18 protein-coding genes, 2 tRNA genes and 1 other RNA gene are annotated in these 18,746 nt (G+C 72.0%); 14 read left to right on the top strand and 7 right to left on the bottom strand.

Features of this window, described 5'->3' with window-relative positions; genetic code table 11:
• On the bottom strand, positions 1–963 hold a 963-nt coding region (locus N790_RS13075), incomplete at its 3' end, for a lytic transglycosylase domain-containing protein (protein WP_052385950.1).
• On the bottom strand, positions 960–1,730 hold the full coding sequence (gene gloB / locus N790_RS13070) for a hydroxyacylglutathione hydrolase (RefSeq protein ID WP_084062928.1): 771 nt from the start codon (positions 1,728–1,730) through the stop codon (positions 960–962). The genes N790_RS13075 and gloB, both read right to left, overlap by 4 nt.
• Before the next feature lie 42 nt (positions 1,731–1,772).
• On the opposite strand from gloB, the gene N790_RS15370 reads away from it, so the two are divergent.
• The 4 genes from N790_RS15370 to N790_RS13050 are packed head-to-tail and all read left to right on the top strand — an operon-like array spanning position 1,773 to position 5,204.
• Positions 1,773–2,465, top strand: coding sequence for a class I SAM-dependent methyltransferase (locus N790_RS15370; protein WP_052385949.1), 693 nt, complete (start codon positions 1,773–1,775; stop codon positions 2,463–2,465).
• A 14-nt stretch (positions 2,466–2,479) separates the two neighbouring features.
• The gene (gene rnhA / locus N790_RS13060; RefSeq protein WP_043804856.1) at positions 2,480–2,917 is read left to right on the top strand and encodes a ribonuclease HI; all 438 of its coding nucleotides are present in this window, start codon (positions 2,480–2,482) and stop codon (positions 2,915–2,917) included.
• An 8-nt stretch (positions 2,918–2,925) separates the two neighbouring features.
• Positions 2,926–3,645, top strand: a complete 720-nt coding sequence (gene dnaQ / locus N790_RS13055; protein WP_043804868.1) for a DNA polymerase III subunit epsilon — start codon at positions 2,926–2,928, stop codon at positions 3,643–3,645.
• 47 nt (positions 3,646–3,692) lie between these two features.
• Positions 3,693–5,204 carry a serine/threonine-protein kinase gene (locus N790_RS13050; protein ID WP_052385948.1) on the top strand — a complete coding sequence of 504 codons (1,512 nt, stop codon included), beginning with the start codon at positions 3,693–3,695 and terminating at the stop codon, positions 5,202–5,204.
• A 6-nt stretch (positions 5,205–5,210) separates the two neighbouring features.
• Here the strand turns inward: N790_RS13050 and N790_RS13045 are convergent, their stop codons facing one another.
• Both N790_RS13045 and N790_RS13040 read right to left on the bottom strand, forming a co-directional pair.
• Complete coding sequence (locus N790_RS13045; RefSeq protein ID WP_043804855.1) at positions 5,211–5,912, bottom strand: PP2C family protein-serine/threonine phosphatase; 702 nt, start codon at positions 5,910–5,912, stop codon at positions 5,211–5,213.
• Between the two features lie 86 nt (positions 5,913–5,998).
• On the bottom strand, positions 5,999–9,472 hold the full coding sequence (locus tag N790_RS13040; protein WP_043804852.1) for an autotransporter outer membrane beta-barrel domain-containing protein: 3,474 nt from the start codon (positions 9,470–9,472) through the stop codon (positions 5,999–6,001).
• 233 nt (positions 9,473–9,705) lie between these two features.
• Here N790_RS13040 and N790_RS13035 point away from each other — a divergent pair, with 233 nt between their 5' ends.
• The 3 genes from N790_RS13035 to N790_RS13025 all read left to right on the top strand — a co-directional run bounded on the left by N790_RS13035 (position 9,706) and on the right by N790_RS13025 (position 12,302).
• Positions 9,706–11,649 (top strand): caspase family protein, encoded by a 1,944-nt coding sequence (locus tag N790_RS13035; protein WP_052385947.1) that lies wholly within the window; start codon positions 9,706–9,708, stop codon positions 11,647–11,649.
• A gap of 69 nt (positions 11,650–11,718) precedes the next feature.
• Positions 11,719–11,809: transfer RNA gene (locus tag N790_RS13030), tRNA-Ser, on the top strand.
• Positions 11,810–11,894: 85 nt separating this feature from the next.
• On the top strand, positions 11,895–12,302 hold the full coding sequence (locus N790_RS13025; protein WP_043804850.1) for a DUF6165 family protein: 408 nt from the start codon (positions 11,895–11,897) through the stop codon (positions 12,300–12,302).
• A 1-nt stretch (position 12,303) separates the two neighbouring features.
• On the opposite strand, the gene N790_RS13020 is transcribed toward N790_RS13025, so the two are convergent.
• Entirely contained in the window at positions 12,304–13,350 is a 1,047-nt protein-coding gene (locus tag N790_RS13020; protein WP_211252000.1) for a glycosyltransferase family 9 protein, read from the bottom strand.
• 17 nt (positions 13,351–13,367) lie between these two features.
• Here N790_RS13020 and N790_RS13015 point away from each other — a divergent pair, with 17 nt between their 5' ends.
• The 6 genes from N790_RS13015 to N790_RS12990 are packed head-to-tail and all read left to right on the top strand — an operon-like array spanning position 13,368 to position 17,048.
• On the top strand, positions 13,368–14,141 hold the full coding sequence (locus tag N790_RS13015) for a 3-deoxy-D-manno-octulosonic acid kinase (RefSeq protein ID WP_052385946.1): 774 nt from the start codon (positions 13,368–13,370) through the stop codon (positions 14,139–14,141).
• On the top strand, positions 14,138–14,908 hold the full coding sequence (locus N790_RS13010; RefSeq protein ID WP_043804848.1) for an MBL fold metallo-hydrolase: 771 nt from the start codon (positions 14,138–14,140) through the stop codon (positions 14,906–14,908). The genes N790_RS13015 and N790_RS13010 overlap by 4 nt, the downstream gene beginning before the upstream one ends.
• The gene (moaA, locus tag N790_RS13005; protein ID WP_043804846.1) at positions 14,905–15,912 is read left to right on the top strand and encodes a GTP 3',8-cyclase MoaA; all 1,008 of its coding nucleotides are present in this window, start codon (positions 14,905–14,907) and stop codon (positions 15,910–15,912) included. Before N790_RS13010 ends, moaA begins: the two co-directional genes overlap by 4 nt.
• A 1-nt stretch (position 15,913) precedes the next feature.
• Positions 15,914–16,402: a cyclic pyranopterin monophosphate synthase MoaC gene (gene moaC, locus N790_RS13000; protein ID WP_052385945.1), complete on the top strand. Its 489-nt coding sequence runs from the start codon at positions 15,914–15,916 to the stop codon at positions 16,400–16,402.
• Positions 16,399–16,635, top strand: a complete 237-nt coding sequence (gene moaD / locus N790_RS12995) for a molybdopterin converting factor subunit 1 (RefSeq protein WP_043804842.1) — start codon at positions 16,399–16,401, stop codon at positions 16,633–16,635. The genes moaC and moaD overlap by 4 nt, the downstream gene beginning before the upstream one ends.
• Complete coding sequence (locus tag N790_RS12990) at positions 16,632–17,048, top strand: molybdenum cofactor biosynthesis protein MoaE (protein ID WP_043804840.1); 417 nt, start codon at positions 16,632–16,634, stop codon at positions 17,046–17,048. The genes moaD and N790_RS12990 overlap by 4 nt, the downstream gene beginning before the upstream one ends.
• Positions 17,049–17,193: 145 nt before the next feature.
• On the opposite strand, the gene ffs is transcribed toward N790_RS12990, so the two are convergent.
• Positions 17,194–17,290: signal recognition particle sRNA small type (gene ffs, locus N790_RS15775), an RNA gene on the bottom strand.
• Between the two features lie 60 nt (positions 17,291–17,350).
• Positions 17,351–17,443: transfer RNA gene (locus N790_RS12985), tRNA-Ser, on the bottom strand.
• Positions 17,444–17,583: 140 nt separating this feature from the next.
• Between N790_RS12985 and dnaX the strand changes: the two genes are divergently transcribed.
• The coding region (gene dnaX / locus N790_RS12980) for a DNA polymerase III subunit gamma/tau (protein ID WP_156970082.1) at positions 17,584–18,746 on the top strand (1,163 nt) is incomplete at its 3' end.

Below are 18,746 nucleotides of genomic sequence, written 5' to 3'. Positions count from 1 at the left end.
CGCCAGCACCACCCGCGGCACGCCGGCGGCGATGCGGCCCTGGCGATAGGCCGGGTTGAGCCGTCGCAGCGTGGCGCCGTCGGTGCCCAGCGACAGCGCGGCCTGGTCGAGGCTGCTGGCGCCGGCGGGCAGTTCGAAGCGGGCCAGCGGCACGAAGCTGGCCTCGCGCGGCAGCACCAGGCCGTGGCGCTCCGGGCGCGCCAGCAGGCAGGCCAGCGCGTGCAGCTTGGCGACGTAGTCGTAGGTGGTGCGCGAGAGCCCGCGCGGCAGGTGGCTTTCGCCGGACACGCGGCGGTCGCCGCTGGCCTTGAAGGCGCGCAGGATGCGGTATTCGCCGGCGTTGTAGGCCATGGCCATCGCGCGCCACTCGCCGTCGAAGTGGTCCGCCAGCATGTCCAGGTGGTCGAGCGCGGCCTCGGTGGCTTCCACCGGGGAAAGCCGGCCGTCGTAGCCGGGCTGGATGCGTATGCCATGCCCGCGCGCGGTGCTGGCGATCATCTGCCACATGCCCGCCGGCCCGCCGGGGCCGATGGCCTCGGGGCGGTACCAGCTTTCGACGATGGGGATCAGCGCGAACTCCGCCGGCAGCTCGCGGCGCTCGAGTTCGGCCGCGACGTAGGCCATCAGCGGCAGCACCTTCTCCATGTTGCGGGCGAAACCGGCCGGGTAGCCGGCATAACGCCGGCGCCAGGCCTGGTTGTGCTGTCCCTTGACGCAGACCGGCGCGGAAAAGCGCGAGGCGAGGTGGTCGAAGACCTCGGCGCCGGTGTCCATCGGGTCGGGCGCCACCGGCTTTTCGGGCGCCGGCGGGGCTTCCGGCGCCGTGGCGGCCGGGCCGTCCAGCGGTGCCACCTTCACCACGGCCACCGGTTCCGGCGGTTCGACGGCGTCCGGCTTCACCGGGACCTGGCAACCCGCCAGCAGCAGCGCCGCCAGTGCGGGAAGGGCGAGGCGGCGGCTCATCCGGCGAACCCGTCCTTCCAGGCGCGCAGTTCGGCGAAGGCCTCGACGCGGTCGCGCGGGGCGTGGCCCAGGCGCGCCGACAGCGTGGCGCGCACGCCCGGTTCGTCGATGCGCAGGAAGGGATTGCAGGCGCGTTCGCTGGCCAGCGTGGACGGGAGGCTGGGTTCGCCACGGGCGCGGCGCGCCTGCACGTCGGCAAGGCGTGCCTCGAGTGCCGGATTGCCGGGCTCGGCCACGCGCGCGAAGCGGCCGTTGGCCGCGGTGTATTCATGGGTGCAGCAGACCTGCGTGTCGCCGGGCAGGGCGGCCAGGCGGTCGAGCGAAGCCAGCATCTGCGCCGGCGTGCCCTCGAACAGGCGCCCGCAGCCCAGGCTGAACAGGGTGTCGCCGCAGAACAGGTGGCCGGCGCCGTGGAAGGCGAGGTGGCTGCGCGTGTGGCCTGGCACGGCCATCACGTCGAAGGCCACGCCCAGCCCGGGCACCGCCACGCGGTCGCCGTCGCCGACGCGGGTGGCGACGGCCGGGATGCGCGGGTCGTCGGGCCCGTAGCAGGGCACCGGGTATTCGGAAAGCAGCGCATCCACGCCGCCGACGTGGTCGGCATGGTGGTGGGTGACCAGCACCGCCACCGGCCGCAGCCCCTGCCGCGCGGCCGCGAGCACCGGCGCCGCGTCGCCCGGGTCCACCACCACGGCTGCACCATCGGCACCGGCCAGCAGCCAGATGTAGTTGTCCTGGAACGCTGGCAGGGCATGCAGGGACGGCAAACGGGGTGACCTGGAAGGCGCGGATGACGCAGAATCCCGACCATGCCCCCGGCCCACGCCCGACGTCAACCCGACCACCCCGCCGAAGCCTGGTTCCGCCGTGACACCACGCTGCGGCTGGTGCAGGAAGTGCAGCGGCAGGCCATCCCGGAGCTGACCCGGGTGTTCGGCCACACCGGCCTCTACCTGCGCCCCTGCCCGGAGCTGCCCGAGGCGCTGTCGGGCAACATGCTGGCCGACGTGCTGAGCCTGCGGCGCGAGGACGGCGGATTCGGCGGCAGCCTGGCCTGCGCGGACGCGGCGCTGCCGCTGGCCAGCGGCAGCCTGTCGCTGGTGTACGCGCTGTTCGTGCTGGAGACCTCGCCTGAACCCGGCCGACTGCTGGCCGAGATCGCCCGGGTGCTCAAGCCCGAAGGCGTGGCCATGCTGGTGAGCTTCAACCCCTGGTCTCCGGCGCGGCTGCGCTGGGCGTTCAAGGGCTTGGGCACGGTCGATCCGGCCTGGGTGCAGCAGCAGGTGCGCGGCCTGGGCCTGGACGTCCAGCGCCAGCGTTACCTCGGGCCGGTGTGGTCCGCCGATGGCGGCGTCGACCTGCGGGTGCGCCGCGGTGCCGGCATCGGCACCGGCCTGCGCGCCGCCAGCCTGGTCGTGGCACGCCGCCGCGACCCGGGGGTCACGCCGCTGCGCGCTGGTGCGCCGGCCCTGGCCCTGCGCCCGGGGATGAGCGCCGGATGAGGTCCGACGAAGGAATGAAGAACGTGGAAATCCATACCGACGGCGCCTGCCTCGGCAACCCGGGCCCCGGCGGCTGGGCCGCGCTGCTGCGCCACAACGGCCGCGAGCGCGAGCTGGCCGGCGGCGAGGCGCAGACCACCAACAACCGCATGGAGCTGCTGGCCGCCATCATGGCGCTCGAGGCGCTGAAGGCGCCCTGCGAGGTCGTGCTGTCCACCGACTCGCAGTACGTGCAGAAGGGCATCGGCGAGTGGTTGCCGAACTGGATCCGCCGCGGCTGGAAGACCGCCGGCGGCGACCCCGTCAAGAACCAGGACCTGTGGCAGCGCCTGCATGCCGCCGCCAGGCCGCACAAGGTGCAGTGGAAGTGGGTGAAGGGCCACGCCGGCCACGTCGAGAACGAGCGCGTGGACAAGCTGGCCCGCGCCGAAGCCGAGAAATTCAGGAGTTGAACGCCCGCATGCGCCAGATCGTCCTCGATACCGAAACCACCGGCCTGTCCTGGGAGAAGGGCAACCGCGTGGTGGAGCTCGGCTGCATCGAGCTCATCGAGCGCCGCCCGAGCGGCCGGCATTTCCACCGCTACTTCAACCCCGGCCGCGAGATGGAGGCCGGTGCCCAGGAAGTGACCGGCCTGACGCTGGAATTCCTGCAGGACAAGCCGCGCTTCGAGACGGCGGTGGAGGAATTCCTGGACTTCATCCGCGGCGCCGAGCTGATCATCCACAACGCCAGCTTCGACGTCGGGTTCCTCGACTACGAACTGTCGCTGGCCGGCGCCCATTTCGGCCGCATCACCGACCACGCCAGCGTGCTCGACACGCTGGCGATGGCGCGCGAACGCTACCCCGGCCAGCGCAACTCGCTCGACGCACTGTGCCGCCGCCTGGGCGTGGACAACGGCCACCGCAAGCTGCATGGCGCGCTGCTCGACGCCGAGCTGCTGGCCGAGGTCTACCTGGGCATGACCTCGGGCCAGGGCGACCTGGGCCTGCTGGCCGCGGGCGAGCCGGAATCGGCGAAGGGCCGCGCCGGCCCCGACCTGGCCGCCGTGGCCGCCGTCGCCCGGGTGGTGCTGCGCGCCGACGCCGACGAACTGGCCGCCCACGAGGCGCGCCTGCGCAAGATCGCCGGCAAGGCCGGCAAGAGCCTGTGGCCGCTTCCGGAGCCGGCGGCCTGACCGGGCTTCGTGGATAATCGGTCCGACCCACCGCCGGCGAGGCCGCCTTGAACGCCACCGTCCTGCTCACCTCGGTCGACATCAACATCCCGGGCTACCGCATCCTTCGCCCCATCGGCGAAGGAGGCATGGCCTCGGTCTTCCTGGCGGTGCAGGAATCGCTGGACCGCGAGGTGGCGCTGAAGGTGATGTCGCCGGCGCTGGCCGCAAACCCGGAATTCGCCTCGCGCTTCCTCACCGAAGGCAAGATCACCGCTAGGCTGCAGCACCCGAACCTGGTGACGGTGCATGACATCGGCAGCCACGGCAGCGTGTATTACCTGGCCGCCGAATACATCCCCGGCGGCACGCTCAAGGAGCGCATCACCGAAGGCGGCCTCGACGTCGGCCACATCCTCGACATCGCCGGCGACATCGCCTCGGGGCTGGATTTCGCGCACCAGAAGGGCTTCGTGCACCGCGACGTGAAGCCGGGCAACGTGCTGTTCCGCAACGACGGCCGGGTGGTGCTGGCCGACTTCGGCATCGCCAAGGCCATGGACGGCAGCAACAGTTCCACCGTGGCCGGTGCCTCCATCGGCACGCCCGACTACATGAGCCCCGAGCAGGCCCGCGGCGAACCCGTGGACGGCCGCTCCGACCTCTACAGCCTGGGCACGGTGCTGTACGAAATGCTGGTGGGCACGCCGCCCTACCAGGCCGCCGACGCCTTCACCGTGGCGCTGATGCACGTCACCCACCCGGTGCCCGAGCTGCCCGAGCCGTACGCGTGGCTGCAGCCGCTCATCAACGGGCTGATGGCCAAGGACCCCGCGCAGCGCTTCAACACCGGCGCGGCTTTCGTCGAGGCGCTGAACAAGCTGGTGGCCAACGCGCCGCCGGGCGCCATCGGCCAGGCGACCAGCGCACGCAAGCCCACCGGCAACCGCCACGCCGGCGCCACCCAGCAGCGCACCCGCATCAGCGCGCGCGACGCGAAGGCGCGCCCGGCCTGGGTGCTGCCGGTGGCGGGCGTGGGCGGCGCCTTCGTGGCGGCGGTGCTGGCCTGGTGGGCGTTGTCGCCGGAAAAGCCGGCGGCGCCGGTGCAAGCCGCGGCGCCCGCCACGCAGCCTGCCGCTGCTTCGCCGGCGCCGGCCGAGGGGCCGCTGCCGGAGGGGTTCCAGCTGCCGCAGCCCGTGGGCGCGGAGGTGGACCAGGACCTCGAGGCCATGCTCAATGCGGGCGACAAGCTGCTCGAAAACGGCATCCGGCCCGGGGGCAACCTCGGCCGCGGCCTGGACCGCCCCGCGGACAACAGCGCCCTGGGCTACTACCGCAAGGTGCTTGCACTCGACCCGGAGAACGCCCGCGCGCGCGCCGGCGTCGCCGCCATCGCGGCCTTCTACCGGCGCTTCTCTTACCAGGCCTGCGACCGCGGCCGCTGGGTGCAGTGCCGCCTGCTCGTCGCGCGCGGCCTGGAAATCGCCCCGGACGACGAGTACCTGCGCCAGCTGCAGGACGCCGCGCTCAGCGGCGAGGCCGGCGGCACGCCGTCGCTGCCGCCGCCGCCCGCGGGCTGAGCCGACTCAGCGCCGCCGCAGCAGGATGACGGTGACGTTGTCCGAACCGCCGCCGTCGAGCGCGGCGGAGACCAGGTGGTCCACGCATTCCTGCGCGGAAAGGTCGCTGCGGCCGAGCAGGGCGCCGATGCTGGCGTCGTCCACTTCCTCGGTCAGGCCGTCGCTGCACAGCAGCAGCTGCTGGCCGGGCCGCAGTTCGCCCGAGAGCGTTTCCACCTTCAGGCTCTGCGGGTCGGTGACGCCCAGGGCCTGGGTGACCACGTTGCGGTGCGGGTGCACGCGCGCCTGCTCGGCGGTGATGGCGCCCTGGTCGATCAGCTCCTGCACGTAGCTGTGGTCGGCCGAGAGCTGGCGCAGCTGGCCGTTCCACAGGTACGCGCGGCTGTCGCCGACCCAGGCGAGCTCGAAGCGGTGCTCGGCGATGCGCAGCGCCACCATGGTGGTGCCCATGGGCAGGCTTTCGGCGCGCTGGCGGCTGTGCCGGATGATGTCTTCGTCGGCGCGGCGGATCGCGTCCACCAGCGAACGGCCGGCGCGCACTTCGCGCACCACGGCGTCGCGCGCCAGCGCGCTGGCCACTTCGCCGAACTCATGCCCGCCCATGCCGTCGGCGACCAGCCACAGGCCAAGCTCGGCGTCGCCGTAGTACGTGTCCTCGTTGAGCTCGCGGCGCAGGCCGACGTGGCTCAAGTGGCCGAATTCGATCATGCGCGGCGCCCTGGGTTGGCCTTCGGTCGGGGGTCGGTCATCGTCCACATCATGCGTTTGCCCGTCGCCGGCCTGCAAGCCGGCGATCAGAACTCCATCCGGAAGCCCAGGGCCAGGTTGTACTGCGAACTGCCGCTCCGGCCGACCAGCTGCTCGTAGTAGAAGAAGCCCGAGCGGCCCTTGGTGAGCACCATGGACATGCCCAGGCCGATGCGGAAGTAGTCGGTGTCCAGCGGATCGCCTTCGAGCACCATGGCGGCGCCGCTGGGGTCGTTGATGAAGCGGGCCTCGAGCGCCTGCGGGTCGTCCTGGAACTCGTGCTCCCACTCGAGCTGCAGGTGCGGCATCAGCACGCCCCATTCGGTGCTGGCGGTGTAGGTGAGCTTGCCGCCGAGCACGCTGGCCAGCGAGTCCACCGAACGCGAGCGGATGTGCAGGCCCAGGCCGCTGCCGGCGCCGGCGTCCAGCGTTTCGTCGATGGCGTCGAAATCCAGGCGCGTGAACAGCAGGCGGCCGTAGGGGCCCAGGCCCCAGGCACCGCGATTGAAGTCGCGGCCGAAGGTGAAGGCGGCCGAGAGCAGGTCGCCCTTCGAATCCGAGCGGGCTTCCTGGTCGATGGCCACGCTGCCGCCGCCGGGCTGGGGCAGGGTGTACTGGATGCGGCGCAGCATCTCGTAGTCGTTGCGGCCCCAGGTGAGCACGCCGTCGAGGTACCAGCTGTCGGGCTGGTAATAGGTGGTGTAGCCGGACACGCTCCAGCCGCTGGTTTCCAGCCCGCCGCGGCCCTGCGGCAGGTCGGTGTCCTGGCGGGTGAGGCCGAGCGAGCCGCCGAGGATCCAGCGGTCGCTCCAGCGGTAGTCGACGCCGAAGGTGAGGCCTTCGATGTCGTAGTCGTAGGCCGGGTCGACCGCGCCGCCGTCGGATTCACCCCGGCCGATGTTGCCCGCGCCGAAGAAGCCCCAGCGGCTGAAGTCGCCGCCGACTTCGGCCACGCTTTCTTCGCCGCTGAGCGCCGTGGCCAGCAGGCCCAGCGACAGCGGGCCGGCTGGCGTATTCAGCGCCAGCCCGCCGAAGCGGGTGCCGCCGGTGCCGCTGCGCAGCGCGGCGATGCGCGTCTTGAGGTTCTGGAACTGCGACTGCGCGGCGCTGAGGCCGGCGTTGGCCTGGGCCAGCGCGACGTTGGCCATCAGCTGGTCGAGCGCCTGCGCGGTGGCCGCCGGGTCCACCGCCGCGGCACGCGCGAACTCGCGGCAACGCTGCAGCAGGTCGGCCTGCCCCGGGGTGGGCGCGGCCAGCGCAGCCAGGGCCGGGCAGGCTTCGTCGAGCGCCTGGGCCGTTGCCAGGGCATCGCGCCCCAGGCCGGGCAGGCGCGCCAGCGAGCCATTGAGCGCGAACGTCACGGGTGCCCCGGCCAGCGGCGAACTGGCAGTCACCTCGATCGCGCCTGGCGCATCCGCCGTGACGGTGTTGCTGCTCGCGCCGCCCGCGCCGGTGGTGGTGGCCGCGCTGCCCAGGGTGCCCGCGCTCGTGGTCCAGCTGATCGTGGCGCCGGGCACCGGGTTGCCGGCGGCGTCGCGCAGCGCGATCTCCAGGGGTTCGGAGGCGGTGCCGGGCACCAGGGTCTGGCCGTCGCCGGACACGATCACCAGCGTGCCGGCGGCGCTCACCGTGAGGTTGAAGCTTGCCGTCGCGGCGACGGCGTCCTGGCGCGTGGCGGTGACCGTGACCGGGCCCGGGCTGGCGCCCGCGGTGACGGTGGCGCTGGCATTGCCCGCGGCGTCGGTCGGACCGCCGGCGACCAGGGTGGCGTTGCCGCTCACCGCCCAGAGGATGGTGACGCCGGCCGCCGGCGCGCCGCCGTTTTCGGCCAGCACCACCAGCGGCGCGGCGAAGGCGTTGCCCACCAGGGCCGCCTGGCCACCGCCGCTGGCCGCCGCCAGCGTGGCCGCGGTGCCGACGTCCACGTTGAAGACCACCTGCGATTCGTCGCCGTTGGCGGGGATGCCGTCCGGGTCGTGCAGGGCGGTGATGGCGCCGGGGAAACTGCCGGCGGCGGAGGCGGTGAAGCTGGCGCTGGCGTCGCCCGCGGCGTTGGTGGCGGTGGCGGCGTTCGCGGGTGCGAACGGGGCCGTCGCGGTCCACTGGATCGCGCCGCCATTGACGGGCACGCCAGCCTGCTCGAGCCGCACCGTGAAGTTGGTGGCTGCGCCCACGCTGGTCGTCGCCGGGTTCGGCGTGACCGCCACCAGCGTCGGCGGCGCCGCGGCCGCGACGTTGACGTCGAAGCTGTAGCTCACCTCGTCGCCGTTGGCCGGCACGCCGTCGGGGTCGTATTCGGCGGTGAGCGCGGCGGGGAAGGTGCCGGCCGCGCCCGGGGTGAAGGTGGCCAGTGCGTTGCCGGTGACCACGGTGGTGCTGTTGACCACGGCGGGGGAGAAGGGCGGCGTGGCGGTCCAGCGCACGGCGGCGCCGGGCACCGGCGTGGCGCCCTGCAGCAGGCGGATGCGCGCCTGCATCGGCGTGCCGACGCTGCCGTTCATCGGGTTGCCGCTGATCGGCAGCATCACGAACGGCGCCGGCACCACCGTGATGGTGAAGGTCTGCAGGCCGGGCGCGCAGAAGGTGCAGCCGCTGTTGGCGACCACGGTGTAGTTGCCCAGCACGGTGGCGCTGAAGGTGGCGTCGCTCTCGCCGCCCGCGACCGGGTTGCCGATGATCGTGCCGTCGCCGCCGGGCGGCTGCGCGGTGATCGTCCAGGTCATCGGGGTGCCGTCGGGCGCGGGCAGGCTGGCGCTGCCGTAGTCCACGGTCAGCGTCTTGGCCACGCCGGAGAACGCGGTGTCCGCCAGCGGCGTCACCGGGTTCACCGCCACCGGTTCCACCTGCACGGCGTAGTCGATCGGCGGTACCGCGGCGCAGCCTTCCAGCACGAAGGCGATCGGGCAAACCACGCTGGCGCGGATGACGTAATTGCCCACCAGCGCGAAGCCCTGGGTGAGGCTGGTGTCGCCGGCCGCGTCGGGCGTCTGGTTGCCGAGCAGGGCGCCGGTGCCGGCATTGATGTAGCGCGTCTGCAGCGCGGTGGGCGCGCCGTTGAGCAGCAGGTTCGTGCCCACGGTGGCGGGCGTGATCTGGTTCACCACCAGCGCCACCGGCGTGGTGGGCGTGAAGTCGAAGTCGTTGTTGGTGCGGAAGGTCAGCACCTGGGTGGCGCCCGCGCAGCCACCGCTGAGGCAGGTGGCGGTGACGGTGCCGGTGCCGCCCGGGTTCGGGCCGAGCGTGACGGTGACGGTGTAGGGCGTGTCGAGCGTGAGCGTCGGGTTGGCCGGCGGCACGATGGTGGCGCCGCCGGTGCTGTCGCCGGCGTTGACGACCAGGCTGACGTTGACCGTGGGCGCGCAGGCGGTCTGCGCTTCGATGGTGAAGCTGACGTTCGTGCCCGGCAGGCCAATTTCGTTGGTGGAGCCGATGGCGACGAAGTCGCAGGTCTGCGCCAGCGACTGCCCGCTCCACGCGATCCCCATCGCGCCGAGCAGCAGCAGGGATGCCAGCCTCAGCATCCGCGTCGCGAACGAATCAACCGCCCGTCGGCCCACCGCGACGTTGCTCGAAGAGTCCATCGCTTTTCCCCTGGTTTGCGGCTATAACGGCGGCTCGAGTATAGCGGCTGACGCGCCGCTGCAAGGGTCTCGGCGCGGGTCGCATTGCTTCCCTGGGAGCCATGCCGATGAACCTGCGCAACGCTTGTCCTGTTCGGTCCCGCCTTCTCGTTCTCGCTTTTGGATTCGCCACCGTGCTGGTGGTCGGCCTGCCACCCGCGCCGGCCGTCGCCGCGGTGCGCAACGCCGAAGACCTGCTGATCGTCGATTGCCTGCTGCCCGGGCAGATCCGCAAGCTCGGCCGCCAGGCCACCTACCTCAGCGCGCGCCGCCCGGTGCGCACCACCCAGGCCGACTGCGAGATCCGCGGCGGCGAATACGTTTCCTACGACCGCGCCAATTACCAGACGGCGCTGAAGGTCTGGCTCGAAGGCGCGATGTCGGGCAGCGCCGAGGCGCAGAACAACGTCGGCGAGATCTACGCCAAGGGCCTGGGCACCGCGCCCGACTACGGCATGGCCTTCCAGTGGTTCCGCAAGGCCGCCGACCAGGGGTACGGCCGCGCCAAGATCAACCTCGGCTTCCTTTACGAGCAGGGCCTCGGCGTGCCGCAGGACCAGGCGGCGGCGCTGAACCTTTATCGCGAGGCGTCGGGCATCGAGGACGAACTGATGTACGCCTCGGTGGTGCAGGTGCAGATCCGCGCCAAGGACGAACAGATCACCGGCCTGCAGGAACAGGTGCAGGCCGGCGAAGCCGAGTCCGCCGCGTTGCGCGAACAGGTGCGCAAGCTGCAGCAGGAGCTGGCGCAGCGCCGCGGCGCCCTGCAGCAGACGCAGCGCGAGCTGGCCGAAACCCAGCGCAGGCTCGCCGACGCGCGCGCCTCGGCCGACGACGACCTCACCCGCCTGCTCGAGAACCAGCTGGTCGCGCAGGAAGAAGAGATCAACGCCCAGCGCACCCAGCTGGCCGCGCTCGAGCGCCAGGCCGGCGCGGGCGGTGCGATGCTCGCCGGCGGCGCGCCGATGCTGGAAATCCTCGATCCGGTGTTCGTCGCCACCCGCGGCCGCAACACCGCCGTGTACCGGGGTGGCCCGGGCAAGCGCAAGATCGTCGGCCGCGTGAGCGCGCCGCAGCTGGTGCGCGAGATCACCATCAATGGCCAGGCCGCGCCACTCACCGCCAACGGCGGCTTCAGCGCCGAGGTCGAAGTGCCCGCCGGCGGCGCCCAGGTGCAGGTGGCGGCGGTGGACCAGCAGGGCGGTCGCGCCCAGCTCGACTTCACCCTGCTGCCGCAGGCGCCCGCGGCGTCGTCCGCGGCGGCTTCGACGGCGGCGGCGCAAGCCGGCGCCCTGCCGCGCGACGTCAAGCTCGGCCGCTTCCACGCCGTGGTGATCGGCAACAACAGCTACCGCGACGCCGGCTACCCGACGCTGCAGAGCGCCGCGAACGACGCCAACGCCGTCGCCGACCTGTTGCGCAAGCGTTACGGCTACCAGGCCACGGTGCTGCTCAATGCCAGCCGCCTCGAGATCCTGACCGCGCTCAACGAAATGCGCGAGACGCTCAAGCCCGAGGACAACCTGCTGATCTACTACGCCGGCCACGGCGAGATCGGCGCCGACGGCCAGGGCTACTGGGTGCCCAGCGACGGCGTGCAGGGCAACCCGAAGTCGTGGATCTCGAACGCGGCGGTCAGCGACATCCTCGACACGCTGGCCTCGCGGCACGTGCTGGTGGTGGCCGACTCCTGCTACTCCGGCACCATGACCCGCGCCTCGGTGCCCACCTTCGCCGCCGGCACCATGGCGCCCGAGAAGTGGGCCGGCTGGGTGAAGGCCATGGCCGCCGGCCGCAGCCGCACGGCGCTGACCTCGGGCGGCGTGCAGCCGGTGCCCGACACCGGCAGCGGCCGCCACAGCTACTTCGCCCGGGCCTTCATGAACGTGCTGCAGGACAACGACCGCCTGCTCGAGGGCCAGCGCCTGTTCCAGGAAGTGGCCACCTCCCTGGCGCTGGGTTCGATGGACGCCCCGCTGGCGCAGATGCCCGAATACGCCCCGATCCGCTACGCCGGCCACGAGAGCGGCGAGTTCTTCTTCCTGCCCAAGGGGGGCGGTGCGGCCACCGGCCCCTGAGGCTGGCGGGACGCCGCCGGGCCGCCTATAATGGTGGGCCCGGCGCTCGCAACCGCTGTCGCCGGGTTCGGAGAGGTGGCAGAGCGGTTGAATGTACCTGACTCGAAATCAGGCAGGCGTTTATAGCGCCTCGAGGGTTCGAATCCCTCCCTCTCCGCCAGTTGACCGAAAGGGGGCCCACCGTGCCCCTTTTCTTTTGGCCGCGGCGCCCCGGCGGTAGACTGGCGGCAACCACGGAGTCCCCCATGTCCGAAATCCACGTCCCCGTCTCCTTCGGCGAACTGCTCGACAAGATCGCCATCCTGCAGATCAAGTCCGAGCGCATGTCCGACCCGGCCAAGCTGGCCAACGTGCGCCACGAACTCTCGGCCCTGGAGGCCACGTGGATGGCGCACCCGGCGGCGGGCAAGGACATCGTGCGCCTGCGCGCCGAGCTCAAGGCGGTGAACGAGCGCCTGTGGGTGATCGAGGACGACATCCGCCTGAAGGAAAAGGCCCAGGCCTTCGACCAGGAATTCATCCGCCTGGCCCGCGCCGTGTATTTCGAGAACGACGAGCGCGCCCGCATCAAGAAGCAGATCAACCTGGCGCTGGGTTCGTCCTACGTCGAGGAAAAGTCCTACCAGGACTACCGCGCGGGCAGCACGCCCTGAATCACGCGCCGCGCGTGGCGCGGAAGGCTTCGAAGCGGTCGATGGCGTCGGCCACTTCGACCAGGTCCATCACGCCGGGGAATTCCACGCGCTTGCCCCAGGGCAGGGCCGTCGCCGGCTTGCCCAGGAAACGCCGCGCGGCCTCGTCGTAGCGGTTCACGCACCAGCGCCGGTCGGAATAGGGGCCGGAGCGCTCGGCGTCGGTGCAGGCGTGCAGGCCCAGCACCGCGGTGCCCATGGCGTTGGCCATGTGCGTCGGCCCGGAATCCGGCGTCAGCACCAGGGTGGCGCGGCCCAGCAGGGCCAGCAGCTGCTTGAGCGTGTCCTTGCCCACCAGGTCCAGCGCCGGCGCCTGCATCGTCGCCAGGATGGCGTCGGCGGTGCTGCGCTCGAGTTCGCTGCGGCCGCCGCACAGCACCACCCGCCAGCCCTGCGCCGCGGCGTGGTCGGCCACGGCGGCGTAACGCTCGGGTCGCCAGTTGCGCAGCGGGTGGCTGGAGCAGGGCGAAACCAGCAGGGTGGGCTGGTCGCCCGGCAGGTGCGCGTCCGCCCAGGCATGCGCCTCGGCCGGCACCGGCAGGCGCCACTCGGCCGGGCCGGGTGCCAGGCCCAGCGGGCGCAGGAACTGCCGGAAGGCGTCCTGCACGTGGTGGCCGCCGGCCGGGATGCGTTCGTTGATGAACAGGCCGTGCCCTTCCTTGCTGCGCGCCGGGTCGTAGCCGATGCGGCGGTCGGCGGCGATGGCGGTGGAAGCCAGGCCCGCCCGCAGCGCCAGCTGCAGGTTCAGCAGCACGTCGAAGCGGCGCCCGGCCAGGCGCCGGCGCAGGTCGCGCCAGCCGGCCAGCCCGGCTTTCTTGTCGAAGACCACGAACTCGACGCCGTCCAGGCCTTCCAGCAGCCTGGCCTCGCCCTTGCCGATGACCCAGGTGATGGGAATCCCCGGCCAGGCCCGCTGCAGGTCGCGCACCAGCGCCACCGCGTGCACGGCGTCGCCCAGCGCCGACAGGCGCAGCAGGCAGAGCGATCGCGGCGCGGGCTTCACCGTCATTTGGGTAAACTGCTGGGATGGGAATCGCCGCCGCCGCCTTGCAGACTCAGCCGTTCCGCGACGAGCGGGGCGCGGGGGCGATTGTGTTCGACCGGGCGCGGCTGCCGCAAGCCAGCGCGGCCTGGCTCGATTCCGCGCACTGGAACGACGCCGCCGAACCGGTGGCCCGCGGCGGCCGCGGCGCGGCCTGGTTCGTCAGCGGCGACTTCGGCCAGGCGGTGCTGCGCCACTACCGCCGTGGCGGCCTGGCCGCGCGGTTCAGTGCCGACCGCTACCTGTGGCTGGGCGAAGCGCGCGTGCGCAGCCTGGCCGAATTCCACCTGATGTCGGAACTGCATGCCGCCGGCCTGCGCGTCCCAGCGCCGCTGCTGGCGGGTTACTGGCGCGAAGGCCTGGGCTACCGTGCGGCGATCCTGGTCGAGCGAATCGAAGGCGCGCGGCCGTTTTCCGAATGGCTGGCGCAGCCCGCTTCCCCGGTGTGGGAGGCGGCCGGGCTGAGCATCGCCCACTTGCACCATGCCGGCGTCGAGCACGCCGACCTCAACGCCAACAACCTGCTGGTGGATCCGCTGGGGCGGGTCTGGATCATCGATTTCGACCGTGGCGTGCGGCGTGCGCCGGAATCCGGCTGGCGCGAGGCCAACCTGCGCCGGCTGGCGCGTTCGCTGGCCAAGCTTTCGCGCGGCGGTTCGAGTGAGTGGGAGCGCGGCTTCGCGCGCCTGCGCACGGCCTACGAAAACGCCTTCCTGCACGCCGCCGACCACCTGGCCCGCGGGAAGGATCGCGCATGAACTGGTCGTTGCGCTTCCTGGGCGTGGGCAATTCGCAGGCGGCGGTGACGCTGGGCTCGGCCGCGGCCACGATCGAACGCGACGGCCAGCCGCTGCTGATGATCGACTGCGGCCAGGAAGCGCTGACCGCCTTCGAGGCGCAGTACGGCGCGCTGCCCGACGCGGTTTTCGTCACCCACGTGCACATGGACCACGTCGCCGGGCTCGAGCGGCTGTTCTTCGCGACCTATTTCAACCCGGCGCGGCGCGGCAAGGTGCGCCTGTACGTGCCGGTGGGCGTGCTGCCGCACCTGCAGTCGCGCCTGGCCGACTATCCCGGCGTGGTCGCCGAGGGCGACGCGAACTGGTGGGACGCCTTCCAGCTGGTGCCGGTGACGCGCGGCTTCTGGCACCAGGGCCAGTGGTTCGACGTGTTCCCGGTGCGCCACCACCTGCCCGACACCGCCTTCGGCCTGCGCCTGGCCGGAAGCCTGGTGTGGACCGGCGACACCCGCCCGATCCCCGAAATGCTGGCCCTGCACGCCGGCGCCGGCGAACTGGTCGCGCACGACTGCGCGCTGCAGGGCAACCCGTCGCACAGCGGCCTCGACGACCTCGAGCGCGAATACCCGCGCGAACTGCTGTCGCGCTGCGTGTTCTACCACTACGCCTCGCTGGCCGATGCCGCGGAAATGCGTGCGCGTGGTTACGCCGTCGCCAGCCCGGGCGAGGTGCTGGCGCTGCGCGCGCCCAACCCGCCGCCGGGCCATGCCGGGAGCGCCGCGTGAACCCCGACGCGCCCCGCGACCGCCACGGCCGGCCGCTGCGCGACCTGCGCCTGTCGCTGGTCGAAACCTGCAACTTCCGTTGCCCCTACTGCATGCCGGCCGACGCCACGCCGGACAATGAGGTGCTCGACCGTGCCTCGCGGCTCGACTTCGACGAGATCGAAACGGCGGTGCGCGCCTTCGCCCGCGTCGGCGTCAGCAAGCTGCGCCTGACCGGCGGCGAGCCGCTGCTGCGCAAGAACCTGCCGGAGCTGGTGGCGCGGCTGGTGCACGTGCCGGGCATCGAGGACATCGCGCTCACCACCAATGGTTCGCTGCTGGCCGGGCAGGCGCGGGCGCTCCGCGACGCCGGGCTGCGCCGGCTGACGGTCAGCCTCGACGCGCTTGATCCGGCGCTGTTCCGCCAGCTCTCCGGCGGCCGCGGCAACGTCGACGACGTGCTCGCCGGCATCGCCGCGGCCGAGGCGGCGGGCTTTAGCAGCATCAAGTTCAACTGCGTGGTGCAGCGCGGCGTCAACGAAGCCGAGGCGCTGCGCCTGGTCGGCCATTTCCGCGGCACGGGGCACGTGGTGCGTTTCATCGAATTCATGGACGTGGGCAATTGCAACGGCTGGCGGCGCGACAAGGTCGTGCCCTCGGCCGAGCTGCGCGACCAGATTTCCGCGCAGTGGCCGCTGCGGCCGCTGTCGCCCACCTACCGGGGCGAAGTGGCCACGCGCCACGCCTTCGTGGACGGGCAGGGCGAGGTCGGTTTCGTCAGTTCGGTCAGCGAACCCTTCTGCGGCGATTGCCACCGCGCCCGGCTCTCCGCCGACGGCCAGCTGTTCACCTGCCTGTTCGCCAACCGCGGCACGCCGCTGCGCGAGGTCATCGCCCAGGGCGAGGACGCGCTGGCGGCCCGCCTGGGCGAACTGTGGCGCGCCCGCGGCGACCGTTACAGCGAGCAGCGCGGCGAAGAAGACCGCAAGCGCCGCAAGATCGAGATGTTCTACATTGGTGGCTGACATGAAGAAGTCGAAACTCACCCACCTCGACGCCGCCGGCCGCCCGGCCATGGTCGACGTCTCGGCCAAGCCCGCCACCGCGCGCGAGGCCGTGGCCGAGTGCCGCGTGCGCTTCCCGGCCGCCGTCGCCCAGGCCCTGCGCAAGGGCGGCATGAAGACGGCCAAGGGCCCGGTCATGGACACCGCCGTCATCGCCGGAACCATGGCGGTGAAGCGCACGCATGAGCTGATCCCGTTCTGCCACCCGCTGCCGATCGACGGCTGCCGCTTCGACCTGGCCTGGTCCGGCGATTCGGTGCTGCGCATCGAATGCGCGGTCAAGACCACGCACCGCACCGGCGTGGAGATGGAAGCGCTGGCCGGCGCCACCCTCGCCGCGCTCACCGTTTACGACATGTGCAAGGCGCTGTCGCACGCCATCGTGATCGGCCCGGCCAAGCTGGTGGCCAAGCGTGGTGGCAAGCGCACGGTCGGGACGGCGCGGGCATGAGCGTCACCGTGCTTTATTTCGCCAGCCTGCGCGACGCCGCCGGCGTGGCCAGCGAAACCCTGCCGCTGCCTGACTCGCTGCCGGCGCTCTACGCCGAACTGCGCGCGCGCCATGGTTTCGCCCTGCCGGCCGAACGCCTGCGCGTGGCGGTGGACGGCGACTTCGCGCCCTGGGACAGCCCGCTGCGCGACGGCTGCGAAATCGCCTTCATCCCGCCGGTGTCGGGCGGATGAAGCGCTTCGGGCTCAGCGAGGTGGCATTCGACATCGCGCCGCTGCGCGCGCGGCTGCTGTCGTCGCGTGCCGGCGCCTACGCCAGCTTCGAAGGCTGGGTGCGCGACCACCACGAGGGCCGCGCGGTCGAAGGCCTGCACTACGAGGCCTATGCCGCGCTGGCGGAAGCCGAGGGCGAACGCATCGTGCAGGAGGCCCTGCAGCGCTTCGACATCGTCGACGCCGCCTGCGTGCACCGCATCGGCAGCCTGGCCCTGGGCGAGATGGCGGTGTGGGTGGGCGTGAGCGCCGGCCACCGCGGCCCGGCCTTCGAGGCCTGCCGCTGGATCATCGACGAGGTGAAGGCGCGCGTGCCCATCTGGAAGCACGAGCGCTACGTTGGCGGCGAAAACCAGTGGCGTCATCCGGATTGAGCTGGCCTCGAAATCCCAAGGTGCTCAGCCCCCCTTGGTAAGGGGGGCGCGCCGACAGGCGCGGGGGATCGGGAGTGCAGGCCGGGCCCCGAGGTTTGCACCGCAAACCTTGGGCCGCCATTTGGGCTGCGCCCAAATGGCGGTGACCCCGCCGGCGGGACCCGGCACCCGCATCATCCAATACCGTTGCTGCCTTCCGGCCCTGGCGGGGTTTTCGGACTAGCGTCGCGGGAGGCCGACGGGGCCACCATTGAAGCGAACGGCGCGCCGGGCCTGGGTGGGCTGGGCGCGCCGCTGGAAGATGGCGGAGAGAGAGGGATTCGAACCCTCGATACGGGGTTTAGCCGTATACACACTTTCCAGGCGTGCTCCTTCAACCACTCGGACATCTCTCCGCAGAGATAACCGCCTGAAACAAGAGCGAAATGATACCCGTCCCCGGGGCCCGCCACAAGCACGGCGCGCGCGGCTTGGCCGGGGGCAGGGGGGTTGGCACAATGGCCCGGTCGGTCCCGACACGCTGCCGAGCCCCCGAATGTCCTATCTCGTCCTCGCCCGAAAATGGCGCCCGCGGCGCTTCGCCGAACTGGTGGGGCAGGAGCACGTGGTGCGCGCGCTCAGCAACGCACTCGAATCGGGCAAGGTCCACCACGCCTTCCTCTTCACCGGCACCCGCGGCGTCGGCAAGACCACCATCGCCCGCATCTTCGCCAAGTCGCTCAACTGCGAGCAGGGCACCAGCGCCGAGCCCTGCGGCCAGTGCGCCGCCTGCATGGACATCGACGCCGGCCGCTACGTCGACCTGCTCGAGATCGACGCCGCCAGCAACACCGGCGTGGACGACGTGCGCGAGCTGATCGACAACGCCCAGTACATGCCGGCCCGCGGACGCACCAAGGTCTACCTGATCGACGAAGTGCACATGCTGTCCAAGAGCGCGTTCAACGCGCTGCTCAAGACGCTGGAAGAGCCGCCCGGCCACGTGAAGTTCCTGCTGGCCACCACCGACCCGCAAAAGCTGCCGGTGACGGTGCTTTCGCGCTGCCTGCAGTTCAACCTGCGCCGCCTGGAGCAGGCGCAGATCGCCGGCCAGATGCAGCGCATCCTGGCCGCCGAGCAGATCCCGGCCGAGGCCGGCGCGATCGACCTGCTGGCGCGTGCCGCCGACGGCAGCCTGCGCGACGGCCTGTCGCTGCTCGACCAGGCCATCGCCTACACCGGCGGCCAGCTCGGCGAAGCGGCGGTCAACGCCATGCTCGGCACCGTCGACCGCAGCCAGGTCGGCAGCCTGCTCGAAGCGCTGGCGGCCGGCGACGGCGCGGCGCTGATGGCGCGCATCGACGCGCTCGCGGCGTTTTCACCCGACTTCGGCCACGTGCTAGAGGACCTGGCGGTGGCGCTGCACCGCATCCAGCTGCAGCAGCTGGTGCCCGGCGCCGGTGGCGAGGAGCTGCCGGCGGCCCTGGCGGCGGTGGCCGCGGGCCAGTCGCCCGAACTCGTGCAGCTCTGGTACCAGATGGCCGTCACCGGCCGCCGCGACCTGGGCCTGGCGCCCAGCCCGCGCACCGGTTTCGAAATGGCGTTGCTGCGCATGCTGGCCTTCCGCCCGGCGGGCGAAGGTGGCGGTGCCAGCCCGGGCCTGCCGGCCCAGGGCCAGGTGGCCGGCCGCGCGGCGCCGGGAACGGCTGCTGCGCCCGT

The sequence above is a fragment of the Arenimonas malthae CC-JY-1 genome, from assembly GCF_000747075.1.
GTDB classification, from domain to species: domain Bacteria; phylum Pseudomonadota; class Gammaproteobacteria; order Xanthomonadales; family Xanthomonadaceae; genus Arenimonas; species Arenimonas malthae.
This window is presented reverse-complemented; position numbering and strand designations above follow the sequence as displayed.